This window comes from Marinobacter sp. VGCF2001 (genome assembly GCF_049943275.1).
Lineage (GTDB): Bacteria > Pseudomonadota > Gammaproteobacteria > Pseudomonadales > Oleiphilaceae > Marinobacter.
Genome location: NZ_JBNFVX010000001.1, coordinates 267765 through 289411, shown reverse-complemented (window position 1 = coordinate 289411; position 21647 = coordinate 267765). Strand labels below are relative to the sequence as shown.

The window sequence follows — 21647 nt, the reverse complement described above, 5'->3', positions numbered from 1 at the left end:
TCCATGTGCGGTTTTGCAGGATTCGTAAACAGGGATGTGGGTCGAGGGCCCGAAACGACGCTGGAACGTATGGGTGAGGCTATCATTCACCGGGGCCCAGACGACGCCGGAGTTTGGGTGAGGGCCGAGCTTGGTGTTGGTCTGGTGCACAGGCGGCTGGCCATTCAGGATCTGTCACCGGCGGGTGCGCAGCCGATGGCGTCAGCGAGCGGGCGCTTTGTTATTGCCTTCAATGGGGAAATCTATAACTTTCGGCAGCTGCGAGCAGAGCTTGAAAAGGAGGGATGCACCTTTCGGGGCCACTCAGACACGGAAGTGATGCTCCACGCAATTGAGCGTTGGGGGTTGGAAGAGAGTCTGCCGAAGTTTTCGGGAATGTTTGCTTTTGCGCTGGTGGATCTGAAAAGCCGGGATCTGATTCTGGCCCGAGATCGAATGGGTGAAAAGCCACTGTATTATGGATGGCAAGGCAACACTCTGTTGTTTGGTTCGGAGCTCAAGGCGCTTCGGGTACATCCTGCATGGCAAGGCGGTGTAGAGCCTGGGGCGCTGGCGCTGTTGCTCCGGCACAACGTGATACCAGCACCGATCAGTATTCACAAAGGGATTTTAAAACTACCGCCTGCCTCGCTGGTTCGTTTTCCTCTTGATGGATCCTCACCGGGTACGTTACCGGAACCGCAACGCTACTGGTGCCTTGAGGATTGCTTTACAGAGAGCCGGGCGCCGGAAAGCTTTGAGGCTGCCAGTGACCAGTTGGAGGCTTTACTCGGGAACGTGATCGAAGACCAGATGGTATCGGACGTTCCTTTAGGTGCTTTTCTCTCCGGCGGTATCGACTCTTCCACCGTGGTTGCACTTATGCAAGCCCGTGCAAGCCAGAACGTGAGAACGTTCAGTATTGGCTTTGATGAGCCGGGCTTCAATGAGGCAGAGCATGCTGCAGAGGTTGCCCGTCATCTGGGAACCGAACACACGGAGTTGTACGTAACTCCCGAGGATGCGCTTGACCTCGTGCCACGGTTGCCAGATCTATACGACGAGCCTTTCGCGGATTCCTCGCAGCTGCCTACTTTTCTTGTCAGCGAGATGACCCGAAAACATGTCACGGTGGCGCTGTCTGGCGACGGCGGCGATGAGCTTTTTTGCGGTTACTCCCGATATCCGTCGGTTCATAAACGTTGGCAGGTGCGAAACGGTGTTGGCGGTGCTGCCCGACGTTTGCTCACTCGTTTGCCAGAGGGCCTAACTGCGCATGTCATTCGGTCACTAATACCTTCGCAGCGTGGGCGCTCGGCTCTGGCGATTCGCCATCGACTGAAAGCGGAGCGAGCGTTGGCCTCGTCTGCCAGTCTCTCGGAATTCTACCGCCAATCGGTGTCTTTCTGGACCGAGCCAGAATGTTTCCTGAGCAATGTTAATGAGCCGCTCTACGGTTTGAGCGGGAATCTTCCGAATGTCATTCCTCAAGACAGCCTTATAACTCTCATGTGGCGCGATCTGAATTGGTACCTGCCAGATGACATTCTGGTTAAGGTGGATAGGGCGGCCATGGCTTGCAGCCTTGAGACCCGGATACCGATGTTGGATCCCAGCGTGGTTGCCTTCGCGCTATCTTTGCCGTTGAGCTATAACCTGAAAGGCGGCATTGGCAAACAGGTACTGCGAAGTGTGCTCTACCGACATGTGCCTCAGTCGATGGTTGACAGGCCGAAACAGGGTTTTGCAGTGCCGGTGGGACAATGGCTTAGAGGTCCATTACGTCCTTGGGCCGAGTCATTGTTGCAGCCCTCGGTGTTCGATAAGCAGGATTACCTTGATCGTTTGGTCGTTCATGCCTATTGGCAAGAACATCTTAAAGGACGGGAAGATTATTCCGCAGAATTATGGGGCATTCTGATGTTTCTTGCCTGGCTGGAGCGTACCGGTGGTTGACATTAAACCCTACGAAGAGCACCGACACAGGGAGCAGGTACTCAATCTTTTCTCTGATGTAGCGTTCAAGCGTGATATCTGGGATTACCAGTTTCTGGATAATCCCGGGGCTCGGGCTCGGGGCTTTGCCCCCGTGGTGGCAGAAGAAGAAGGCTCCGTTGTCGGGTTCAATGCTGTGGTTCCCGTGTCCATATTGTGGGAGGGCAGGCCTACTTCTGCGATGTGGAGCTGCGATTTCAAGGTTAACCAAGGCCTGCGAGGAAAGGGCATTGGTAGGCTGATCAAGGTGGAGCTTGCGCAGCGTTCCCCCATTCTAATGTCGTTTGGTATCAGTCCTGTGGCCGCCATTGTTCTGGAGCGGATGGGATGGCAAGCCAATAACGAGGTGCATTTTCTCAGGCGAATTCGAGAGCCCCGTTCATTCCGTGACTGGGCATTGATGGTTTTTCAATTCGGGACAAAGTTGATAACCCGCAGAACACCTCCAATGGCGGATTCCATATCGGTAACAAAGCAGCTTCCGGCCAAAGATGAGATCGACGCGCTGTGGAATTCGATAGCAAAAGGCTACGACAAGGCAGTAGTGCGGAATTGGAGCTATCTGGATTGGCGATATCAGCAACATCCGTTTGCAAGTTATCAGTTTATAGAATTGAGAGACCGAGGCCGCACTCTGAAAGCTCTTGGAGTGGTACGAGAGTATGGTAGACAGGTGCGCCTGGTGGATTACCTCGGGCCGGCCAAATCGAAGGGGATAAAAGCAGCGGTTATTGAAGCAATACTCAGTAATTGGCCTGGTGCGTCGTCTTATTCCGCAATGACATCTGATCTGGAATTAAAGCAAGTAATGAAAGCTGCCGGTTTCTATCAGGGGCGCGAGCAACCCAGGTTTTTTGTGTGGGCCTCCCCGGAACGTGAGTCTGTAGCCGAGACCCAGCAGTGCATACAAGGTTGGTTCGTCATGGGGGGGGATTCCGATGGTGAATTACTGCAGTCTGCTCGAGAAAACTGGAACGAAAAAGATACGAACAAGGAAGGCGGCGAATGTCGGTTGAAAACCCTTTAGTCACTATTATCACTCCGACATACAACCGTTCGGAATTCATCCTGGAAGCAGTTGAGAGTGTCATAAAACAGAGTTATCCGCACTTTGAGTTCCTCATCGTTGATGATGGCTCAACGGACAACACGGTCGAGTTGCTTCAGCCCTATCTCAAGGACGAGAGAGTACGTTTGTTCCAACAGGAAAACCGGGGGCAAAGTGTGGCCAGGAATGTTGCTCTCGCAGAGGCGGCTGGGGAGTTTATCTGTTTTCTGGATTCCGATAATTACTGGCCCCTGGATAAACTGGAAAACCAGATTCGTATTTTTGAAAAGCATCCGGAAGTGGATGTGCTCTACGGCGATAATGTGATTATCAATGAGCAGGGTAAGGAAATCAGCCGGAAAAACATGTCCCGCTATTCCGGCCGAATTGCAGCCAGAATGATTCAGGATAACTGTGTTGCGATGAATACGACCATGGCCAGGCGGCGCTGCTTCGAAGAAATGGGCGGTATGAGTGGTAAGCGAAGAGTGGCGGACGACTATGACCTCTGGCTGCGGTTTTCTGCCCGGTATGAATTCCGATATGAACCGGAATACTGGGCCTGGTACCGTGTGATGGAAGATCAGATTTCTTCAGATAAAACCCAACGCTTTAAAGTTAACGAAGCCATTATTCACGATTTCCGGCGTGAGTATCCCGAGGCGCTGAGTACCAGGGATTTTGATAAAGGATTTGCTCATTTCTATATCCGGAAGGGCCGCTACCTCGGAGCAACTGGCGAGAAGGCCGCCGGTCTAAAGGAGATTGTGAAAGCACTCAAGTACGCGCCTGCGGAGTCGAATGTCTGGCGCGCACTCTTTGCGGTAGCGCTGAAATAACAACAATGCTGAACAAGACAGGGAAGTAAAGTGGTCATGTCTTTGAGTCCTTTGGTGTCAGTCATTACGCCAACATTCAACCGAGCGGATTATCTGCCATTCGCAGTTGAGAGTGTGCTGTCACAGACCTTCGATGATCTGGAGTTGATTGTCGTTGACGATGGCTCCACTGATGGCACAGCTGAGGTGATGGAAAAATATGTTTCAGATCCTCGTGTGCGGTATCTGCATCAGAAGAACCAGGGCCAGAGTGTGGCCAGGAATCGGGGCATTGATGAAGCACGAGGTCAGTTCATTTGTTTTCTTGACTCCGATAATGCCTGGGTCAGAGCCAAGTTAGAACGCACGCTCAAGGCTTTCGAGGCAGATCCTCAGGCGGACATAGTCTATGGCGATTATATGGTCATAGACGGGGAAGGGCAGGAACGTGGCGTTAACCGAATGAAGCGCTATTCCGGTCGCATAACTCCTCATTTGCTGCGAGACAATTTTGTCAGTATGAACACTACCGTGACTCGAAGGCGCTGTTTTGACGAGATGGGTGGTTTCGATAATGCAGACCGGCTGGCAGAAGATTACGGGCTTTGGCTGCGCTTCTCTACTCGTTATCGGTTTCTCTACATTCCGGAAATATTGGGGTATTACCGGGTAATGGAGAACCAGATCTCTTCGGACAAAGACAGTCGCTTTCGGGCCAACGAGCAGATTGTCCGCAGTTTTCTGCAAGCCTTTCCTGAGGCGGTCACCCGAAGGGAAGCCCGTAGGGGGTTGAGCTATTTCCATATCCGGAAAGGTCGGTATGAGCTTTCGGTAGGCCGTCGTAAGCAGGCTTTTCAATGCCTTCTCCGCGCCCTTAGACAGGATCCATTTTGGCCCGGGCCATGGAGATTCGCCTTCAAATTCGGGTTTGTACCCGGGGCAGGGAGGCGAACATGAGCTATACCGTTCGCCGTTTATTTGAGAGGGATTTTTTCAACCTGCAGGACCAGTGGGACGCTCTCCTCAAAACAAGCAATGCAGACCCATTATTTATGAGTTGGGCTTGGCAGGTGTCCTGGTGGGAAATCTGGGGCAATAAACTCGATCTAGAGCTATTACTTCTTGGTGTTTTCGACCGCGATGAAAACCTTGTAGGAATTGCGCCACTCTACTTGAGCTCGGTCACCACACCGCTGGGATGGAAGGTTCGCAGGCTGCACGTGGTGGGTAATGCCTGGAAGCTTGGCCCCACAGTTAGGACAGAATACGTGGGCGTGATCGTGGAGCGCCGCCAACAGCAATCGGTGATGGAGGCGCTTTCCGATTATCTTGCGCGTCTTGATTGGGACGAAATGATCTTTGCTGATGCTTCCGCTCGGTCTATGAGTATGGTTGAGTCCAGTCTGTGTGATCGCTTGGACTTATCTCGCCTGGTCCGGAGTGAATCGGGGGGGGTAGTTATTCCGGTGCAGGGGTTGTTTGAAGATTGGTTGGCGCGCCTTGGTAAGAATACCCGATTGAAAGTCTATAACCGCCGTAACTGGTTTGAGAACTCGTTACAGGGGCGATACGAGGAATTTAATGATCCCCAGAAGTTTCTGGAGCAACTGAACCACTTTCATTGGGAGCGTTGGGGAAAACCGTGTTTTGACGAGAACGCTGTTCGCTTTCATCAAGCTATGCTCGGCCGTCTTTCTCGCAATCAGAGGCCCAGCTTGTCCGTGCTGACAGCCAGCGGAGAGGTGGTCTCTGTGCTTTATGATGTGCAAGCGGGTAACCGGGTATACAACTTGCAGGCGGGTTTTATGGAGAATTTGAACAACAAAGTGTCGTTGGGAACCTTGCACCTGGGCTATGCCGTTGAGCGTGCGTTCCGGGATACTGAGGTTTTCAGTTACGATTTATTGGCCGGGGCGGGAAAGAACACCTTTTATAAAAGCCATTTCCGGGGCGAGGACGTGCTGTTTACAACCGTGGAGTATGTGCGTTCCCCGGTTTTGAAGCTGGCGTACAGTGCAAGAGGTTGCCTGCCTTCTCGCTTGGTATCGTCGATCAACCGTTTTTTTCGTCTTTAGTCAGGTGTTGTGATGACCGAGGAAAGGATGCCGTCTATGAGTATGATGAGTCGTCTATGGCCATTTCTTGCTTTGCTATGTTTGCTGGCACTGGTTACGTTTCCCTCGATCGACGGTATTGTGAACCGATGGCTCAAGCTAGATGAATCGTACTCCCACGGCATACTCCTTGCGGCGGTGTCTGTGTATTTGACAGCACGTGCAGCAAAGGCTCATCCAGTCGTTCCCGGGTTTTATCCGCTGTGGCTTTTACCGTTGCTGGCCTGCTTTGGTGCGTATTGGGTGGGGGGCCTCATCCGGCTCCAGGCATTACAACACCTGGCATTGGTACCTATGCTATTGAGCGCCTGCGCCACGCTGATGGGTTGGCGCCAGGTACGCTGGTTCCTGGTTCCGCTGGGTTTGCTGTTTCTGACCATTCCTGTGTGGGATTTCCTGGCCTGGACGCTACAGGTAATTACCGTTGCCATTAATAAATTTCTGTTGGGTTTTTTCGATATTGATTTTGAGGTAGAGGGCGTTTTCGTTTACCTCATCGGTGTCGGTACCTTTGAAGTTGCCCATGGATGCTCTGGACTCCGGTATCTTCTGGTGGGGCAGGCGCTGGCCCTGATTTATGGGGAGCTATACCTGTCGCGGGTGCGTTCCCGAATCAGCTTGTTCTTCCTCGGGGTGGCCTTCGCTCTGCTCGCCAACTGGGTTCGGGTGTTCGTCATCATCTACATGGGATATGAAACGAATATGCAGTCCAGCCTGATTGAGGATCATGAAAACTTTGGTTGGTGGGTGTTTGCGGGCACGCTTGTTCCCCTCTATTTTCTGGCTCGTCAGCTTGAGAAACGGGACGATCAGGCTGTTGCCAGCCAGGAGAATGACGAGACGCAGGATCACGCTAAACCTGCCGGGAAAGCTACCGTTGCTGTTGCGGTTGTCGCGCTGTTGGGGCTGGTTACCTGGATCGCTTTGCCGGACAAGCACGGCAACATTGCTTCTGAACCCGAGGGGTACGCCATTGATTTGAGTGAAAGGTACTCCCCGGTGTTCGGATCAGCATTGGAAGGCTGGCGCCCCAACGTTCTTAATCCAGACAGGGTGTATGCGCAGACCCTGTTTGACCGTTTGCAGGCCCGCGCCGGGCAAGGTTTGGGCACAACCTACTATCTGGGCGCGTTTACCTATGACTATCAAAGGCATCGTGCGGAACTCATCCAGTACAGTAACCGCCTTTATGACCGTGATTTCTGGATTCCGGAAGGCTTCTTTGATGTTGAAAACAGCCTGAATATCCCGGTGCAGGGAGTCACCCTGAAACATCGTGTTTCCGGACAACGTGTGCATCTGGGGTATAGCTACTTTGTTCAGGGGCAGTGGGAAACCGATCAGTGGCGCGCGAAGCTTGCTCAGGTGGGCGGGTTCTTCAGTGGCCGTGATGATGCCTCTTTACTCATCTCTGCAGTGGCGTGCGATGGCTGTGAGGTGGCTGCAACGCTTGCTGAGTTTATTGAGTCTACCTTTCCGGTGATTCTTGAGCAGATTGATCAAGAGGTGGAGCGACCAGATCCTTGAGTTGGCTCTCTAATCGGGACAGAAACTGTTCGTGATTGATTGAATACCATTCGATTGCCAGCCTGGACATGTGGGCCAGCGTGGCTGGTGGCTGGTCTATCGCAGCTTGAATGCTCTGCTCCAGAGCTTGCTCTGAGACAAGGTAACGGGTACCGAGGCGGAACGTCAGCTTTCTTTCCACCTCTGCCAGAATGCCTCTATCCTCCCCAACCAACTCGTTCATCGGCGGTGCATCAGTTGTAATTGTGATGCAGCCATTGGCCATTGACTCTGCCAGCACCTGGCCATAACCCTCCACTTCGGAAGGCAGTACCGCAAAACCGGCCTGGGCCCAGAGTGTGTTTAGTTCAGTGTTCGTGAGGCTCTTCTCAATTCTGATATTGGCGGCGGAGGAGGTGTCCTGGTGCTGGGAGACAATGACCAGCTCTGGCCAGTCAGGATGTTTCTGCCAACATTCAATAACACGTTGCGTGCCCTTGAACTGGCTGTTGCCGGCTACATGCAAAGCCAAACAGTAGTCTTTCCTTTCTAAGCCGGTCCGGGCACCGATTTCACCACCGGTAAACCCTAGGTACCGAGTATCTGAGTGTAAGGCGGAAAAAATCGAGACCGCGTGGTGTGTTTTGCAGAGTATACGGTTGATAAAGCTGAGGTAGGGACCTCTCGATTCAATGAACCATTCCTGGTTAGGGATGAGCCAGTGGCGTCGGCCAGCAGCCAATTGAGATATCCAGAGATTCTCAAGGTGAATGACGAGATCTGCCCGTTGACCCGTATGCAGCAGCCGGAGTAAAGCAATTTGAGTTCGATAGAAGAGTTTGCTGAGAAATCCGGGACAAAGTCGTTCTAATGCCTTGAAACGATAAGCTGAAAGGCGGGAACGCCATAAGGGAGTAGGGGGCAGTTGAACCTGCCTGGCCTGGTGCCCAAGCCGTTGCAGGGCTGCTTCCATTATCCTGGCATCTTTTTGCAGCCCTCTGCCGCTATTGGCATAAACAATCAGTACATCCATGAACCTGACCCGGAAAGAAAAAGCCCTGCAAGTGCAGGGCTTTTAAAGCGTAGCATAGAACTCTATGTCAGGCTTTTTTACGGCCCTTCATGCGAACTGCGATACCGGCCAAGCCGAGACCGAGCAAAGCCAGGGTGCCAGGCTCTGGAACCTTGGAGGCACGAACGGCAATAACCATGTCGTCATGGTTGTCGTCACCCACGTAACCGTCATCCAGACTGATCAGGAAGTAATCGTCTGCAACGTAGAACAGGTTGAAGTTAGTGGTGGAGTTTGGGTTTGAGTTGTTCAACTGGCTGCCATTGTTGGCGTCATTATTAATAGTGACGCCACTCCCATTAATGAACTTGAAGTCGAGCAGGGCATTAAGGCCGCCGGTGAAAACGGTGCTGTACTGAGTATCAACAGCCGTGTTTGTATCAAACACCAGGGTGTTATCCCAGTAAAACTGGTTGTTGTCGTTCGCCTCTTTACCAAGGTAGGTAAAGGTAAGCTTGAAAGGATCGGAACTGGTGGACTCCAGGTTGTTACCGAACAAAACGGTGTCGCCAACACTGTAGAGCGGAGCATCGGCTGTCCAGTTACCATTTAGGCGAGTGGCATAGTCGTTATCGCCCGGAACACTTTGTTCACTAACCGGTCCTGGGGAATTACCGTTTGCAACAGCGCCAATGTAAGCAGCCTGAGCCACCCCGGCAAAACCAACAGCTGCGGCCAACGCCAAGCCTTGAGTAAATTTTTTCATTTGAGTCACTCCTCCAGTGAGTGGTCTTCGTTCTTCACGCTGTAATTTAAGCAGGCATCGTGCCAATGTGTAACTCACTGAAAGTTAAGCATTAAAATGGCTTGTCGATTTGGAGCTGTAAAATAAATCGACAAGCCCAGGTGCCTGTTATTTCACATCGTGTTCCACGGAATCCGAGGGTTCACTGCTCAAGCCGTTGATATCAATCACCTGAATGGTGAAGTACCAGGCACCAGTCGCGAGGTCGCTGATTGTCGTGGTCGTTGTGCCGGCAGGGACTTCCCGTACCTCGGTCAGGTTGTTGGGGTCTTGTCCGTAGTTAATGCGGTAGCCGTCAATTTCACTCAGAGAGATGCTGCTGCCGTCTACCCGTGTACCGGGTGGCGTCCAGGACAGCGTTACGCTGCGGGTGGCATCGCCGCCGCTATCCGGCAGGCTGGTTTCGGGGGATTCTGGCTGCGATACGGTTTCAAGGGTGTAGGGGTGTAATCCGGATTGATAAGCTTCAAGCACCGTTACCCCACTGTCGTTCAGAACCTTGCTGGCGGAGGGTTGCATCAGGGGCAGCCCGTACCGCAACTTGTAAAGGTCATCGACGCCGTCGTTCAGAGTGCTTTCAGCGAACTCACTGTCCAGCGCCAGATGCTGGACTGTATTGGCCGCAGAAATGGCATCCCCGGTGGCAGCGTCGGTAATAGCCAGTTGTGCGGTGGCGCCCCAGCCGAATTCAAAGTACTCCATGGTCACCGCAACCGGGGTTTCGGCGTCCAGGCTGGCTGTTGCGGTGTAGCTGGTGGGGGATTGGTTTTTCCACTGGTCAATCAGAACCGAGCCATTCACTAACAGGCGCACACCATCGTCTGTGGTGGTTGTGAAGGTGTATTCACGGCTGCCTTCGCTATGGGGCGGAGTAAACCATCCCTGCCAGCGCACACTGAACCGATCCCGCGGTAATTCTGCGGAGGGGCTGCCGCTGTTCCAGCTGAAGTTGATGGCGGTATCCCGCTGGCTGTAAACAAAGCTGTCGAACTCGGTCCCGGTGAAATACTGGCCGACAAATCCGCTTGCGTATACTTCCTGTGGGGCGGGGAAGTCGCTGGCATCAGCCGGGTTGGTGCCCGCCTGGTATTCCTGAAGTTCGGTATAGCCATCGCCGTCGGAATCGTTGTTTGCATCGGCGGGATTGGTGGGGTCAAGGCCATACGCGTATTCGTAACCGTCGGGCAGGCCGTCGTTATCGGTATCTTCAGTGCCGGGGTTGGTGCGAGCCCAGAATTCGTCCAGGGCGGTTAGCAGATCATTGTCGGTATCGGATGTTGCATCGCCGGCATTGGACGGGTCCAGCCCGAAAACGATTTCCCAGTTGTCGTAAAGGCCGTCTGCATCGGCATCAAGTGGCGGGTACTGGTTGTTGAAGGACAATCCTTGCTCGGCATCGAAATGGCCAATCCTGTAGCCCAGATGATAGGCGTCTTCGGGGGTCATTTCAGGAGCGGTATCGGGGGAGGCAAGGGCGTAGCTGTGCAGCGCGCTGCCGCTGATCACTTGCTGAGTGATGCCGGGGCCAGACCAGGCCACTGTGAAATGGTCGTCCCAGCCGCCTTCTTTGTGTCTGAGTTCGAAATAGTATTTCTTGCCGGCTTCCAGATACTTCACCCCGGATGTCTGGGATGCGTACCGGGTGAAGTTATCCAGCGGCGTGGACATGGTCGCGGCAATCTGAATGGCGGCTTCCGGGTCCTGGGATTCAGACAGCCACAGCTGGGTTTGATCGTCGCCGCTGATGTAGAAGGTATATTCACCGGTTTGGGGCGGTTCAACAAAGCCCCGAATGAGTGTGCCGTAATTGTTGGCGCGGCTGGCAGGCTGGCGGAGTTGCGTCAGTTCACTGATTTCATCGGGGGAGTCCGGGTACTTCTCTGCGTCCAGCAGATTTTGCACGTAATTGCCGGACACATTGTCAAAATACCATACGTCTACCTTGCCGGGTTCGCTGGTCTCCGGGAGCGCCGCCGTTGGCGGCAAATCATCCAGGTCCCGGAACTGCCAGCTCTGACAACCACTGACCAGAACCGCCAGCGTTCCCGCGCCCAGCACTTTAAGAGCAGCCATAACCCACCTTCCTTGCGATTGGAAACAATACGTAAAGTATTGTTGCAGTGTGTCAGGGCTGCCACTGGCGGCTAGGAACGTTTCGTTATGTTCCCGTTATCGTTATGCCTTGTGTGCGTTAACCATTGGTGCCGGAACTGAATTTATCCATCAGCTGCTGGGCGGCAGTTGTGCGGCCTGCTGCGCGGTAGGCTTCCGCCAGGTGCATGGCTATTTCCTGGGACTCCGGCGCCAGGGCGTGAGCTTTCTCCAGAACGGCAAGGCTTTGCTCCCGCTCGCCGGACTCAAACAGGATCCAGCCATAGGTATCGGCAATTGCGGCGTTCTCAGGTGCCAGCTCATAGGCGCGTTTTGCCAAGTCAACCGCCTCAGCGTTACCGGCCTCGTAATACAGCCAGGCCAGATTGTTCAGCGCCAGGGGATTGTCGGGATTGCGCGCAAGCGCTTGCTGATAATGGCTGATGGCCGGTTCCGTTTGCCCGGCTTGCTGCAGTTGGAGTGCAAGATTCAGCAGAATGGCCGGATGATTCGGAAACTGCGTTTTGGCTTTCTGCAGTGATTCAAGGGCGCTTTGGGTTCGGCCTGCATTCACGAGCGCTCTCGCATAGGCCACCGCCAGTTCGGGCGTGTGTCGTTTGGCAATCGCCAGCTGATACAGTTCGGCCGCTTGTTGATATTCGCCCTGGTTTTCGTAGTAGCTGGCCTCAACCTGATAGGGCGCCGGTGAGTTCGGGTGGTGCTGCTTGGCATCTTGCAAGGCATTGCGTGCGGCTGTGGCATTACCGTTGTTGAATTCGATAGCGGCGACTTTCAAGGCAATCGGCTCGCTCTCAGGGAAGAGCGCACGGCCGCGGCTGAGAATCGTCAGGGCACGCTCTGTACTGTCGCGCTGCGCCATCTGGGTAGCAATGCCCTCATAGACCGCCGCTACCATCGGCTCTGCTGCCGAGGGCTGATCCTCACGCTGGCGCTCCATCAGCTGGGCGGTCAATTCGTCGGCTTTGACGGTGTCGCCACTGATCAGAGCCGATTCCAGAAGTATCAGCCGGGGCCCGTTTGCGTCCGGATGGGCCGCGTTTATCTCCCGCATGAAGCCGGTCAGCGCCTCCCGCTCCATAACGCCGGCAATGGCCTGAATCGCAGGAAGATTATCCGGTTGCGCGTCTATCGCCTGCTTGTAAAAAGCGACGGCTTCCTCTGTTTGACCCTGGTTCCGTGCCAGGTTGCCCAGAGCCACCAGTGGTGCGGCGGCTTCTGGATGTTGTTTGCGGGCCCGTTCAAAGTAGCTGGCGGCCTGTTGCAGGTTGTTCAGGCTGGCGGCCAGATTACCCCGGGCAATAAGCACGGCCAGACTGTCCGGGTTGGCCTGCAGCCACGTATCGAGTGTATTTTTGGAGGCCTCGGCATTGCCTGATAGTGCCTGGGCCCGGGAGGTCAGAATGGTGGCCTGCAGGGCCTCCGTTGCGTCGTCGGGAATCTTACGGGCCTGATCGATGGCGCTGGTGTAATCGCCGGTCTGGGTCAGGTACGCTGCGTAACGCAATCGGAGGTTGTGATTGTCGGGTGCCAGCTCGAGAGATTTCTCGAGTAGCCGACGACCACTTTGGTCGTCGCCGGACGCGAGGCTGGCAATGCCGACCAGTGCCAGAGTTTGCGGATCTGCGTCCTTACCTTCCAGGCCTTCCAGAAGCGACTTGGCGCCTTCGGGGTCGCGCATGGAAATACGGGTAGCCGCAAGCAGTTTGCGCACATCTTCGGCATTTTCCATATCCGTCAGTGGCTCGAGGAGCTTTTCGGCTTCCGCAGAGCGGCCTTGCCGGAAGCGGATAACACCTAGCATCAGCGCGCTCTGCTGATGATTGGGAACCTGGTTGAGAACCTCCTGCAAGAATCTGGCAGCTTCATCCAGATCTCCCTCGTTATAGGCGGCGGAGGCCGCTTCAAGATTACTCTTGATGGTGCCCGGGCCGGACTTGGCCAGTATTTCTTCGTACACAAATGCCTCGGCCGATTTGCCTTGCTCGCGTAAGACCGTCACCAGCGCAGAGATGGTCTGGTATTTTCTGAAGGTCATGACATCGAACTGACCGATGGTTTCCAGTGCCCTGATGTAAGCTCGCTCGGCCTCGGCCCATTGTTGCCGGGCATGGGCGAACTGGGCTTTCCACAGCCAGAGTTCCTCGTGCTCGGCGTCAATGGTTGTCGCTTGCTCAAGGCGTTCCTGGGCGGTATCAACATCGCCACGGGCCATGGCCACCCGGGAAAGCCCAACCATTGCAACCACGTTGTTGTTGTGGGTGTCGAAGGCCGCCTGGTAGGCCTGCTCAGCTTTCGCGAAGTCGCCGCTGGTCAGCCAGGCACGGCCCCGGAGGTTATCTGCCTGAAGTTGCTGGTCCGGTGAGGGCGAGGCTATCTGGTTCAGTGCCTCAAGGGCTTGCTGGCTCTGGCCTTGTAGAATCTGTGCCTCGGCTCTGATGATCGCGGCCTGATTGCGCTCGGACTGGCTGAGTTCGCTTACGTTAGTGTTCTCGAGGAGTTTGTCGAGCTGTCGCTCGGCATTGGCCGCATCGCCGGCAGTCAGCAGGTTATTAATGATGACAAAGTAGGGTGCCGGGCGTTCTGGCTGGATATCAATGGCGCTCCGAGCCTCGATGGTACTGGCTTTGAGCTCCCCCTGGCGCTGGAAAAAGCGCGCCTGGTCGACATGGCTGATGTATTGAATGTCGTCCTGCGACATATCGGGCTCGTTGTTGCATCCCGTCACGGTTAATGCAATAGCGGCAGAGAGCAGTGATGCACGCGCGATGGTTTTGATCTTCATGCCCTGTTCCTTCCTTCGTCGGGTCTTGTTCTGGTCCTGATCCGGCATCGGGTATCTCAGGCCTCATTCGTGGCCGTGCTGGTTTCGATCCGGTACTTGTCTGTCAGGTTGTAAAGTGTCGGGCGGGTAACGCCCAGCAGGCGTGAGGCCTGAGCCATATTGAAATTACTGGTGGTCAGCGCCTGCATGATGGCTTTGCGCTCGGCGTCCTCTCTTACCTGGCGAAGATTCAGCAGGAAACCGGTGTCGCAGCCTTCCTGAGGCAGCACCAGATCTTCTGCTGAGATGCGCTTGCCGTCTGCCATGATGATGGCTCGCTTTACCTTGTTGATCATTTCTCGCACATTGCCCGGCCAGCTGTAGCCATTGATAGCCTGCACGGCATCGTCAGAAAAGGTGAGGTTGGGGCGGTCCATTTGCTTGCCCAGGGTTTTCAGCAGCGATTGGGCAACCACGAGTGGGTCGCCATCGCGTTCCCGCAACGCCGGCACATCCAGCGTAATTTCACTGATCCGGTAGTACAGATCCTCGCGGAACTCGCCCTGGGTAATGAGATCCTGGACATTCCGGTGGGTGGCGCACACCACTCGAACATCAACGGAAACGGGCTTGATCGAACCGACACGGTCGACCACCCGCTCTTGCAGAAAACGAAGCAATTTGGCTTGCAGCGCCATGGGCATATCGCCTATTTCATCCAGAAACAGCGTGCCACCGTTCGCGTTTTCAATTTTGCCTTTTTTGGATTGCGTCGCTCCGGTGAATGAGCCTTTTTCAAACCCGAATAACTCGCTTTCCAGCAGGTTTTCGGGAATGGCGGCGCAATTGATGGCCGCAAAGGGTTTGTCTGCGCGATGACTGAGATCGTGCAGGGCCCGGGCCAGCAGCTCTTTACCCGTGCCGGTTTCGCCGGTGATCAGAGTTGTGACATCGGTGGGCGCAACTTTCTCGATGGTGCGGCAGATGGCGAGCATTTCGGAGCTGGCGGCCACGATACCCTTGATGTTGGTGCCGTGGTTCTGCGTGGACAGTTCGCGGTTATCTTTTTCCAGTTCGGCCAGTCGGAATGCCCGGTTAACGACAAAGGTGAGAATGTCTGCATCCAGCGGCTTCTGGTAAAAGTCGCACGCGCCCATGCCAATAGCCTTGACGGCGTTCTCTTTGTCTTCCCGGCCGGTTACCACAATAACTTTGGTCATCGGGGCCAGCCGGAGAATATCTTCGAGCAGGGCAAAACCCTCGGTGGCTCCGCCCGGGTCCGGCGGCAAGCCAAGATCGAGCGTCACAACTTCCGGCTCGAGCCGCCGGAGCGCTGTCAGTGCCGACTCCCGGTCAGCGGCAACGGACACTTCGATATCTTCACTGAAGCACCATCGCATTTGGCTCTGGAGGCCTGGATCATCCTCAACTATCAATAACTGCTTCACCACAGCAACCAGTCCTTTGTTCCGTGTTCGTATTGGATAGACGCCTCTGAGGCGAATGGCGATTCCCTGTCTATGATTCTTAACTGAACATTGACAGTTTGCAATGCTGGCCTCGAAAAATTGCATCACGCGTCGGTTAATTGACGGCTTTGGCGCTCTCTTGTGCGTCAGAATCTGGCGAATCCGGAGGATTACCTCTTTGATTAACCGATTCCGCACTGGCCAGTGGAATCCGTACCGAAAAACAGGAGCCCACCCCGGGTTCGCTGGTGACGTCGATCAACCCGCCGAGCTCCTGGATGTACTCTCTGGCCTGGTGTGCGCCAATGCCCATACCGGTGAGCCCCTTGGTGCTCTCGAACGGCTTGAACAGGCGGGTGCTAATGAAGTCTTCGGTCATGCCGCTGCCGGAATCCTGAATAAACAGCACCACGTTCCCCTTGGCGGTTTTCAGGTTCAGCGTGATTTCGCCGTCTGGCGGTGTGGCATCCTGAGCATTTTTGATCAGATGTCCCAGTACGCTCCGCAGTTGCTCTTCATCTGCGCAGACACGGATGACCGGGGGCGTTCCGAGCAGAGCCGGTGCAGGGCTGCGGCGGCTGTTTTCCTCAATCAACTCTTGCACCAGCCGGGTAAGGTTGATCGGCTCCCGTCGTTCTCCGGTGCTTGAGGAGGGTTTGCGGATGTGATCGACCAGGTTGGACATTTTTCTCACGGCGTGGTCGGTGGTGGCAATCATGTCGTCGATAAAGGCGGGATTGTCCCGGTGTTTGGGCGCGTTTTTTACCAGCAGAGATAACTGGGCGATCAGTGTCTTGAGGTCGTGCACCATGAAGGCGCTGGCTTTGCTGACCGCCTCGAACTGCATGGCTCGCGACAAACGATTCTGTGCATCGTTCTGGGCGATGAGGTTGCAGGTTTGGCGCGCCACGACTTTGATCAGATCAAAGTTCTCCCAGTTCAGTTCAACTTTCGCGTAAGGGGTGCCCACCATGGCAATGCCGTAGAGTTCAAAATCCAGATACAGGGGGATAATCAACCAGGCTTCTGGCGTTTTGGTGATGGAATCCGGTATTTCCAGAAGGTTATAGCTCACGGGGTCTTCCCGGTATTCCCTGAGGTCGATAATCCACTCCCTTTGTTGGAAGAAGCGAATCAGGTCTGAATCTTCGTCAATGACTGTGTACTTGGGCGTGGCGATATTGACGCTCGCCTTGAGGTAGAAATCTTTCTGTTCTCCTTTTATCCAGAGTGCGCCGGCATTGCTTTCGACCAGTCCCGAGAGAATGCGCACAACCCTTTCCGGAAGCGGCGGCTCGTTGCTCAGGTCGGCGAGTTCTTTGGTGAGTTTCAGCCACTCCTCACGATAATCATACTTGTAGTCGAAGAAGTTCTGGCTGATAAAGACCATCAGTCGGCCGCGGATCCGGCGAGACAACAAGAGCGCTGCGAGAAATGCCAGTGAAATGGTGATCAGCAAAACCTGAAGGGCTTCGCCCCACTGCCCGCCAAGCGCCCTGACATAATAGCCGCCGGCCGCCAGCAGCAAGAGGTAGCCACCGGCGAAGAGCAGCGTGCCGGCATGGAAGACGGCCGAGCGAGACAGCTGGAAATCGACAGGCTGTTTCCGGGTGTTTACCACGTTAATGGCGAATAGTGGCATCAGCGCCGCGTTTACAAACCCCCGGGCATTCCAGAATGAATCCGCGACCTGCCCGAACAGCAGTGCATCGGCATACATAAAGAAATCGAACGCAAAAATGGTTGCCACGCCAATGCAAAGATATTTCATGCTGGAGCGACCGAAAGCAGTCGAGTTGCGCCAGATTTGCTCGACCAGCGACAGCCCCAGGAGCGAAAGGGCAATCTGGCCCACTACTTTGCTTTTGCCGTGCACCAGATCGATATCCAGTGCGAATTCCAGGAGGCCAAGGCTGAGCAGAGTGAGGATGAGCACCGCCGTTGCGCCACCCAACACCTTTTTACTTTGCCTGCCGAATGGACCCTGCCGGAACCCGTCCCGCAACATCGCGAACAGCAGAAGTATCCAGGTGGTATCCCGGAGCAGCTCCAGGAGATAGCGGACAAAAAACCCCGGCGCGCCCCAAAGACTCTGGGTGACCATAATGGCGGCCCACAGGGACGTAACGGTAGCCGCCAGAAAAAGGGCACGATCAATGTCGCGCCGCAGATAACGGGTGGCCACCAATACAGCCAGAACCGCAAATAAGGCGGCGGCTGCACCGTGACTGATCACGCTGAGATCCCTGAACATTCGTCCTTTCCTTGACCCCTCGGGGACTCCCGTGGCTCTCGATGCCCGGGGACTGTACTTAACCCCTACAGAGTAGCCTTGAAAATACGGGCGCGTCTATTTCGAAACCCAAATAGACGACGGAAGTCACACCGGCTTTTTATTGCCGCGATAGTAACTGAAGATCTCTTTAAGTGGCCGTTTCGGTTCGAAACTGAATTCGCGGGCGAAGGCGCGCCCGTCAATAACGACCGGATATTTGAAGAAAGCCATCAGGTAAGGGGGGAAGCGCCTGAGATTCAGGAAGCGGGCAATGGCTTTGGGGACGCCCGGCGGCACGGAGGGAATCGGTACGGTTTTACAGCCGCAGAGTTTCAGTGCGTGTTGGTAGGCCACCCAATCCTGTGGTGCAACGTTGAATACGCCCTTAACGGGTTTGCGCCAGGTTGCGACGATGGCGTCGGCCATGTCATCAATGTGAATGAACTGCATCATGGGTGAAAAACCGGCCAGCACCGGTGCCCGCTCGCTGCCCAGCAGCAGGCTCATGGTGTTCCGGACACCGGGACCCACAATATTGCAGGGGCGAAGAAGGGTAATGTTGAGTTCCGGGTACCGCCAAAGATAGATATTGGCCAGATTCTCCAGCTCCACCGAATCCACCAGGTCGGCACTCAGTCCCGCGCTTTTCAGGGGAGCGGATTCGTCAATCAGGGCCGGGTTATAGGCCACAGCGCCGTATACGTGGTAAGTGGAAAGCACAATTACCCGGCGAATGCCGTACTTGTGGGACAAGTCCAGCAGCTTTTGGGTACCCAGTACATTGGCATTGTACCTGCGCATACGGGTTAGCTGGCTGGAAAGTATTCGCCCCAGGTGAATGACTCCGTCAAAGCGGTATCGGCGGAACAGATCCTCGAAAACCCGTTTGTTGAAATCGATGCAGTAGCTCGGGATATCGTCGCCCAGGTAAACCTGTTCGCGGAAATCGACGGCAACGAGATCGCAGGTGTCGCGTAAACGCCGGATTACCTGTTGGGCGAGGGCGCCGGCGGCGCCCGTAATCAGAATGCGGGGGCGTTGTTGCTCGGTCATCAGAACAGCCTTTTCCGTTCGCTCAGTCCCTTGTCGATCAGCCGGCTGATTGCCGCCTTTACGGCTTCCACCCGCTCGGTTACCTGTTCTTCGGGAATTTCGGCATCATCAAAGTACATGGGCTCGCCAAAATTCAGGTGTACTTTGGCGGGCAGAACTATGGGCATGGCTACAGGCACGTAGGGGACGCCCAGGGTTCGGGCCAACGGTTTGATGTTGGCGATGGCGGGGATGGTTTCCTCGCAACCGACCACGCCCACCGGCACGATAGGGGCCTTGTACTTCATGGCCAGGTGCATAAACCCATTACCAAAGCGCTTTAGCTGGTATCGGTCGCGGTAAAGCTTGCCAGAGCCCCGAATGCCCTCGGGAAACACGATCACCGCTTCATCATTGGCCAGCATCTTTGCGCAGTTAACCGGGTCTCCGAGCACGGCGCCAACCTCGTTCAGCAGGTTGCCAAGCCAGGGCACCGTGGGGAAGAAGCGCTCGATCATGGCTCTGGGAATTCTCGGGCTCTGTTTTCTGGAGGCAAGCGCATAGCCAATGAGCAGGCCATCAATGGGCAGTTGGCCGGAGTGGTTGGCAATAATCAGAACCGGTCCTTCAGCGGGGACATTCTCCACGCCGGAAGCACTGACTCGAAAGTATTTTTCGTAGATCTGGCGGGCAATCGAAAAACCGTATTTTACGGCCTCGTTGTTGTAACCCCAGGGATCGTACCCGAGCGAGCCTATCGGTTTGCGAATCCGGTTTACCTGTTCGTCCAGTTCTGCCGGTATCAATTTTGTTTTCAGATACGATGCCAGGCCCATGCCCGCTCCCTGTTGTGATCATGGGGTGCTCACGCGCGACCGATAAAGACACCCAAAGTATGGCTCTGCCCCTCATTTAACACGCGATAATCCGACGCCGCATTGGCTGTTTCGACGCACAGCATTTTTTGCCATGCCGAATCCGGAAAGTCGGAAAGGCGACGTGCTTTGTTAGGCCCCGGGTTCCACACAACGGTAGAGTCGCTGCCCACGGAGCTGAGTTTGCACCTGCTCGAAGGCGTGACCACCGTCAGTGTCTCGCCTGATTCGTAAATGCGATCTACCTCGCCCTCGAAATAGACGGGCCCTTCCTGATGGGTGTATTCCCAATCTTTGATGGCATTGATGTATTGGCTGTTGCCCAGCCCCAGTATCCGGGTTCGCTGGATGTCGTTTGTGGGGAGGTAGGTGTGCAAAGCCTGGCTGAATGCCAACGGCGCCTTCGATAAATTCGTGGTTGTCAGGGCTATCTGGCAGCCCCGCACCGAAAAGCTGAAGGTGATCAGCACCAGTGCGTGGCCGTCCCAGTGTTCCTTGAAGTCATCGTTTGCGCTTAGAGACAGGCTGATTTCGACTTCATGGGCGCTTTCGCGAACATCTTCGAGTCGCCAAAGTGAGGTTCGCGCGAAGCCATGGGCCGATGTCGCGGCAATGCGTTTACGAATTTCGGGCGGGTTACGCGCAGGGTCCCCAAACCAGGGCCAGCAAACCGGGATGCCACCCCGAATGGCTCGTCCCGGCTGGAAGCGGGCGAATTCACTCAGCCAAAGCCAGTTGCTTTCATCTTTCGGGGCAAAATGAGTGAGGTGTGCGCCCTGCAGAAACAGTGTTGCCTGAAACAGAGGGTGATGAACCTCCAGGGCTTCCAGTTGCCCGATGGTATTCCAGCGGGTGAATGACCAGTTGCCGGGAGCTCCGGTGGCTGGCGGCTTGCTACTGCTGTCCGACATATTCAGAGACTGCATCCTTAGGTAAAACTTCGTATTTGCAGAGTAAATTAAAACCGTGTGTTCGGCGAGTTTCAGACTACAATAACCCGAAATTGAGAGGGTCTGAATATGGAATCCGAAAAGACCAGGGCTGCAGTGCTTCCCTTGCCGGAACCGCGGCTTGAGGAGGCTTCGGGGCAGCTGGATCGGCTGGCCGGTGATGCTGCAGGAGCCGGTGTGGCCGGGGTTCGCGGTGCGCAGCCGGTTGACGAAGGCTGGTTGGATGAGTTGGCCGACAGGTTGTGTGGCAACGCCTGGGTTGATCTGGATCTGACAGCGCATTTGCCGGCCGGTTTAGTCGCGGCCCTGCGCCATGAGGTGGCGATCCTCGACCGAACCGAAGCCATGGGGCGCGCCGGGGTTGGTCGCGGTACCGATCTGATCCGTGATCGCAGTGTGCGGCGCGACAAAATTGCCTGGCTCGACGGTTACACCATGGCCCAGGCCGAACTGTTCCGGTTTTTCGAAGTGCTCCGGCTGGGGATGAATCAACGCTTGTTCCTGGGCCTGAAGCGCTTCGAGGCCCATTACGCAACGTATCACTCCGGTGATTTTTACAAGCGACATCTGGACAGTTTCCGGGGCAGGGCATCCCGCGTGATCAGCCTGGTGCTGTACCTTAATGAAAACTGGGGGTTGGAAGATGGCGGCGATTTACGTGTCTTCAGCCCCGACAATGAGGAGCAGGTTATCGGGATGGTTCGGCCGGAGGCCGGGCGTGCGGTGCTGTTTCTGAGTGAAGATATACCTCATGAGGTGTTGCCAGCCAACCGCACCCGTTACAGCATAGCCTGCTGGTTCCGTCGGGATGAGGTTCCGTTGCCGTTGTAGTCCTCAAATCCTTCTGTTACTATGCGCGCCGCTTTCGAGGGAATTGCCTCGAAGCGCCGTTATGG

The 21647-nt window shown here is 55.1% G+C and carries 16 protein-coding genes; 7 read left to right on the top strand and 9 right to left on the bottom strand.

Features of this window, described 5'->3' with window-relative positions; all coding sequences use genetic code 11:
* Nucleotides 1-3 precede the first annotated feature (3 nt).
* From asnB to ACP2AU_RS01270, 6 genes are read left to right on the top strand one after another with little or no spacing between them, the layout of a single operon-like run.
* Nucleotides 4-1935 (top strand): asparagine synthase (glutamine-hydrolyzing), encoded by a 1932-nt coding sequence (gene asnB, locus ACP2AU_RS01295; RefSeq protein WP_426373961.1) that lies wholly within the window; start codon nt 4-6, stop codon nt 1933-1935.
* Nucleotides 1928-3001, top strand: a complete 1074-nt coding sequence (locus ACP2AU_RS01290; protein WP_426373960.1) for a hypothetical protein — start codon at nt 1928-1930, stop codon at nt 2999-3001. The genes asnB and ACP2AU_RS01290 overlap by 8 nt, the downstream gene beginning before the upstream one ends.
* Complete coding sequence (locus tag ACP2AU_RS01285; RefSeq protein WP_426373959.1) at nt 2980-3861, top strand: glycosyltransferase; 882 nt, start codon at nt 2980-2982, stop codon at nt 3859-3861. The genes ACP2AU_RS01290 and ACP2AU_RS01285 overlap by 22 nt, the downstream gene beginning before the upstream one ends.
* A 36-nt stretch (nt 3862-3897) precedes the next feature.
* On the top strand, nt 3898-4797 hold the full coding sequence (locus tag ACP2AU_RS01280; protein ID WP_426373958.1) for a glycosyltransferase: 900 nt from the start codon (nt 3898-3900) through the stop codon (nt 4795-4797).
* Nucleotides 4794-5915, top strand: a complete 1122-nt coding sequence (locus ACP2AU_RS01275) for a GNAT family N-acetyltransferase (protein WP_426373957.1) — start codon at nt 4794-4796, stop codon at nt 5913-5915. The genes ACP2AU_RS01280 and ACP2AU_RS01275 overlap by 4 nt, the downstream gene beginning before the upstream one ends.
* A gap of 36 nt (nt 5916-5951) precedes the next feature.
* Nucleotides 5952-7481, top strand: coding sequence for an exosortase/archaeosortase family protein (locus ACP2AU_RS01270; protein WP_426373956.1), 1530 nt, complete (start codon nt 5952-5954; stop codon nt 7479-7481).
* Here the strand turns inward: ACP2AU_RS01270 and ACP2AU_RS01265 are convergent.
* From ACP2AU_RS01265 to ACP2AU_RS01225, 9 genes are all read right to left on the bottom strand, one after another.
* Entirely contained in the window at nt 7423-8493 is a 1071-nt protein-coding gene (locus tag ACP2AU_RS01265) for a glycosyltransferase (protein WP_426373955.1), read from the bottom strand. The two genes, ACP2AU_RS01270 and ACP2AU_RS01265, sit on opposite strands and share 59 nt — an antisense overlap.
* 67 nt (nt 8494-8560) lie before the next feature.
* Entirely contained in the window at nt 8561-9238 is a 678-nt protein-coding gene (locus ACP2AU_RS01260) for a PEP-CTERM sorting domain-containing protein (protein ID WP_426373954.1), read from the bottom strand.
* A 147-nt stretch (nt 9239-9385) separates the two neighbouring features.
* Nucleotides 9386-11350, bottom strand: a complete 1965-nt coding sequence (locus ACP2AU_RS01255) for a PA14 domain-containing protein (RefSeq protein ID WP_426373953.1) — start codon at nt 11348-11350, stop codon at nt 9386-9388.
* A gap of 118 nt (nt 11351-11468) precedes the next feature.
* Complete coding sequence (locus ACP2AU_RS01250) at nt 11469-14171, bottom strand: tetratricopeptide repeat protein (protein WP_426373952.1); 2703 nt, start codon at nt 14169-14171, stop codon at nt 11469-11471.
* A gap of 56 nt (nt 14172-14227) precedes the next feature.
* On the bottom strand, nt 14228-15598 hold the full coding sequence (prsR, locus tag ACP2AU_RS01245) for a PEP-CTERM-box response regulator transcription factor (protein ID WP_426374415.1): 1371 nt from the start codon (nt 15596-15598) through the stop codon (nt 14228-14230).
* 136 nt (nt 15599-15734) lie between these two features.
* On the bottom strand, nt 15735-17873 hold the full coding sequence (gene prsK, locus ACP2AU_RS01240) for an XrtA/PEP-CTERM system histidine kinase PrsK (RefSeq protein WP_426373951.1): 2139 nt from the start codon (nt 17871-17873) through the stop codon (nt 15735-15737).
* Between the two features lie 126 nt (nt 17874-17999).
* Nucleotides 18000-18947 (bottom strand): SDR family oxidoreductase, encoded by a 948-nt coding sequence (locus ACP2AU_RS01235; protein ID WP_426373950.1) that lies wholly within the window; start codon nt 18945-18947, stop codon nt 18000-18002.
* The gene (locus tag ACP2AU_RS01230) at nt 18947-19762 is read right to left on the bottom strand and encodes a lysophospholipid acyltransferase family protein (protein WP_426373949.1); all 816 of its coding nucleotides are present in this window, start codon (nt 19760-19762) and stop codon (nt 18947-18949) included. The genes ACP2AU_RS01235 and ACP2AU_RS01230 overlap by 1 nt, the downstream gene beginning before the upstream one ends.
* Before the next feature lie 29 nt (nt 19763-19791).
* Nucleotides 19792-20712 (bottom strand): D-hexose-6-phosphate mutarotase, encoded by a 921-nt coding sequence (locus ACP2AU_RS01225; RefSeq protein ID WP_426373948.1) that lies wholly within the window; start codon nt 20710-20712, stop codon nt 19792-19794.
* Between the two features lie 108 nt (nt 20713-20820).
* On the opposite strand from ACP2AU_RS01225, the gene ACP2AU_RS01220 reads away from it, so the two are divergent.
* Nucleotides 20821-21582 carry a 2OG-Fe(II) oxygenase gene (locus ACP2AU_RS01220; protein ID WP_426373947.1) on the top strand — a complete coding sequence of 254 codons (762 nt, stop codon included), beginning with the start codon at nt 20821-20823 and terminating at the stop codon, nt 21580-21582.
* The last annotated feature ends 65 nt before the right edge of the window (nt 21583-21647 follow it).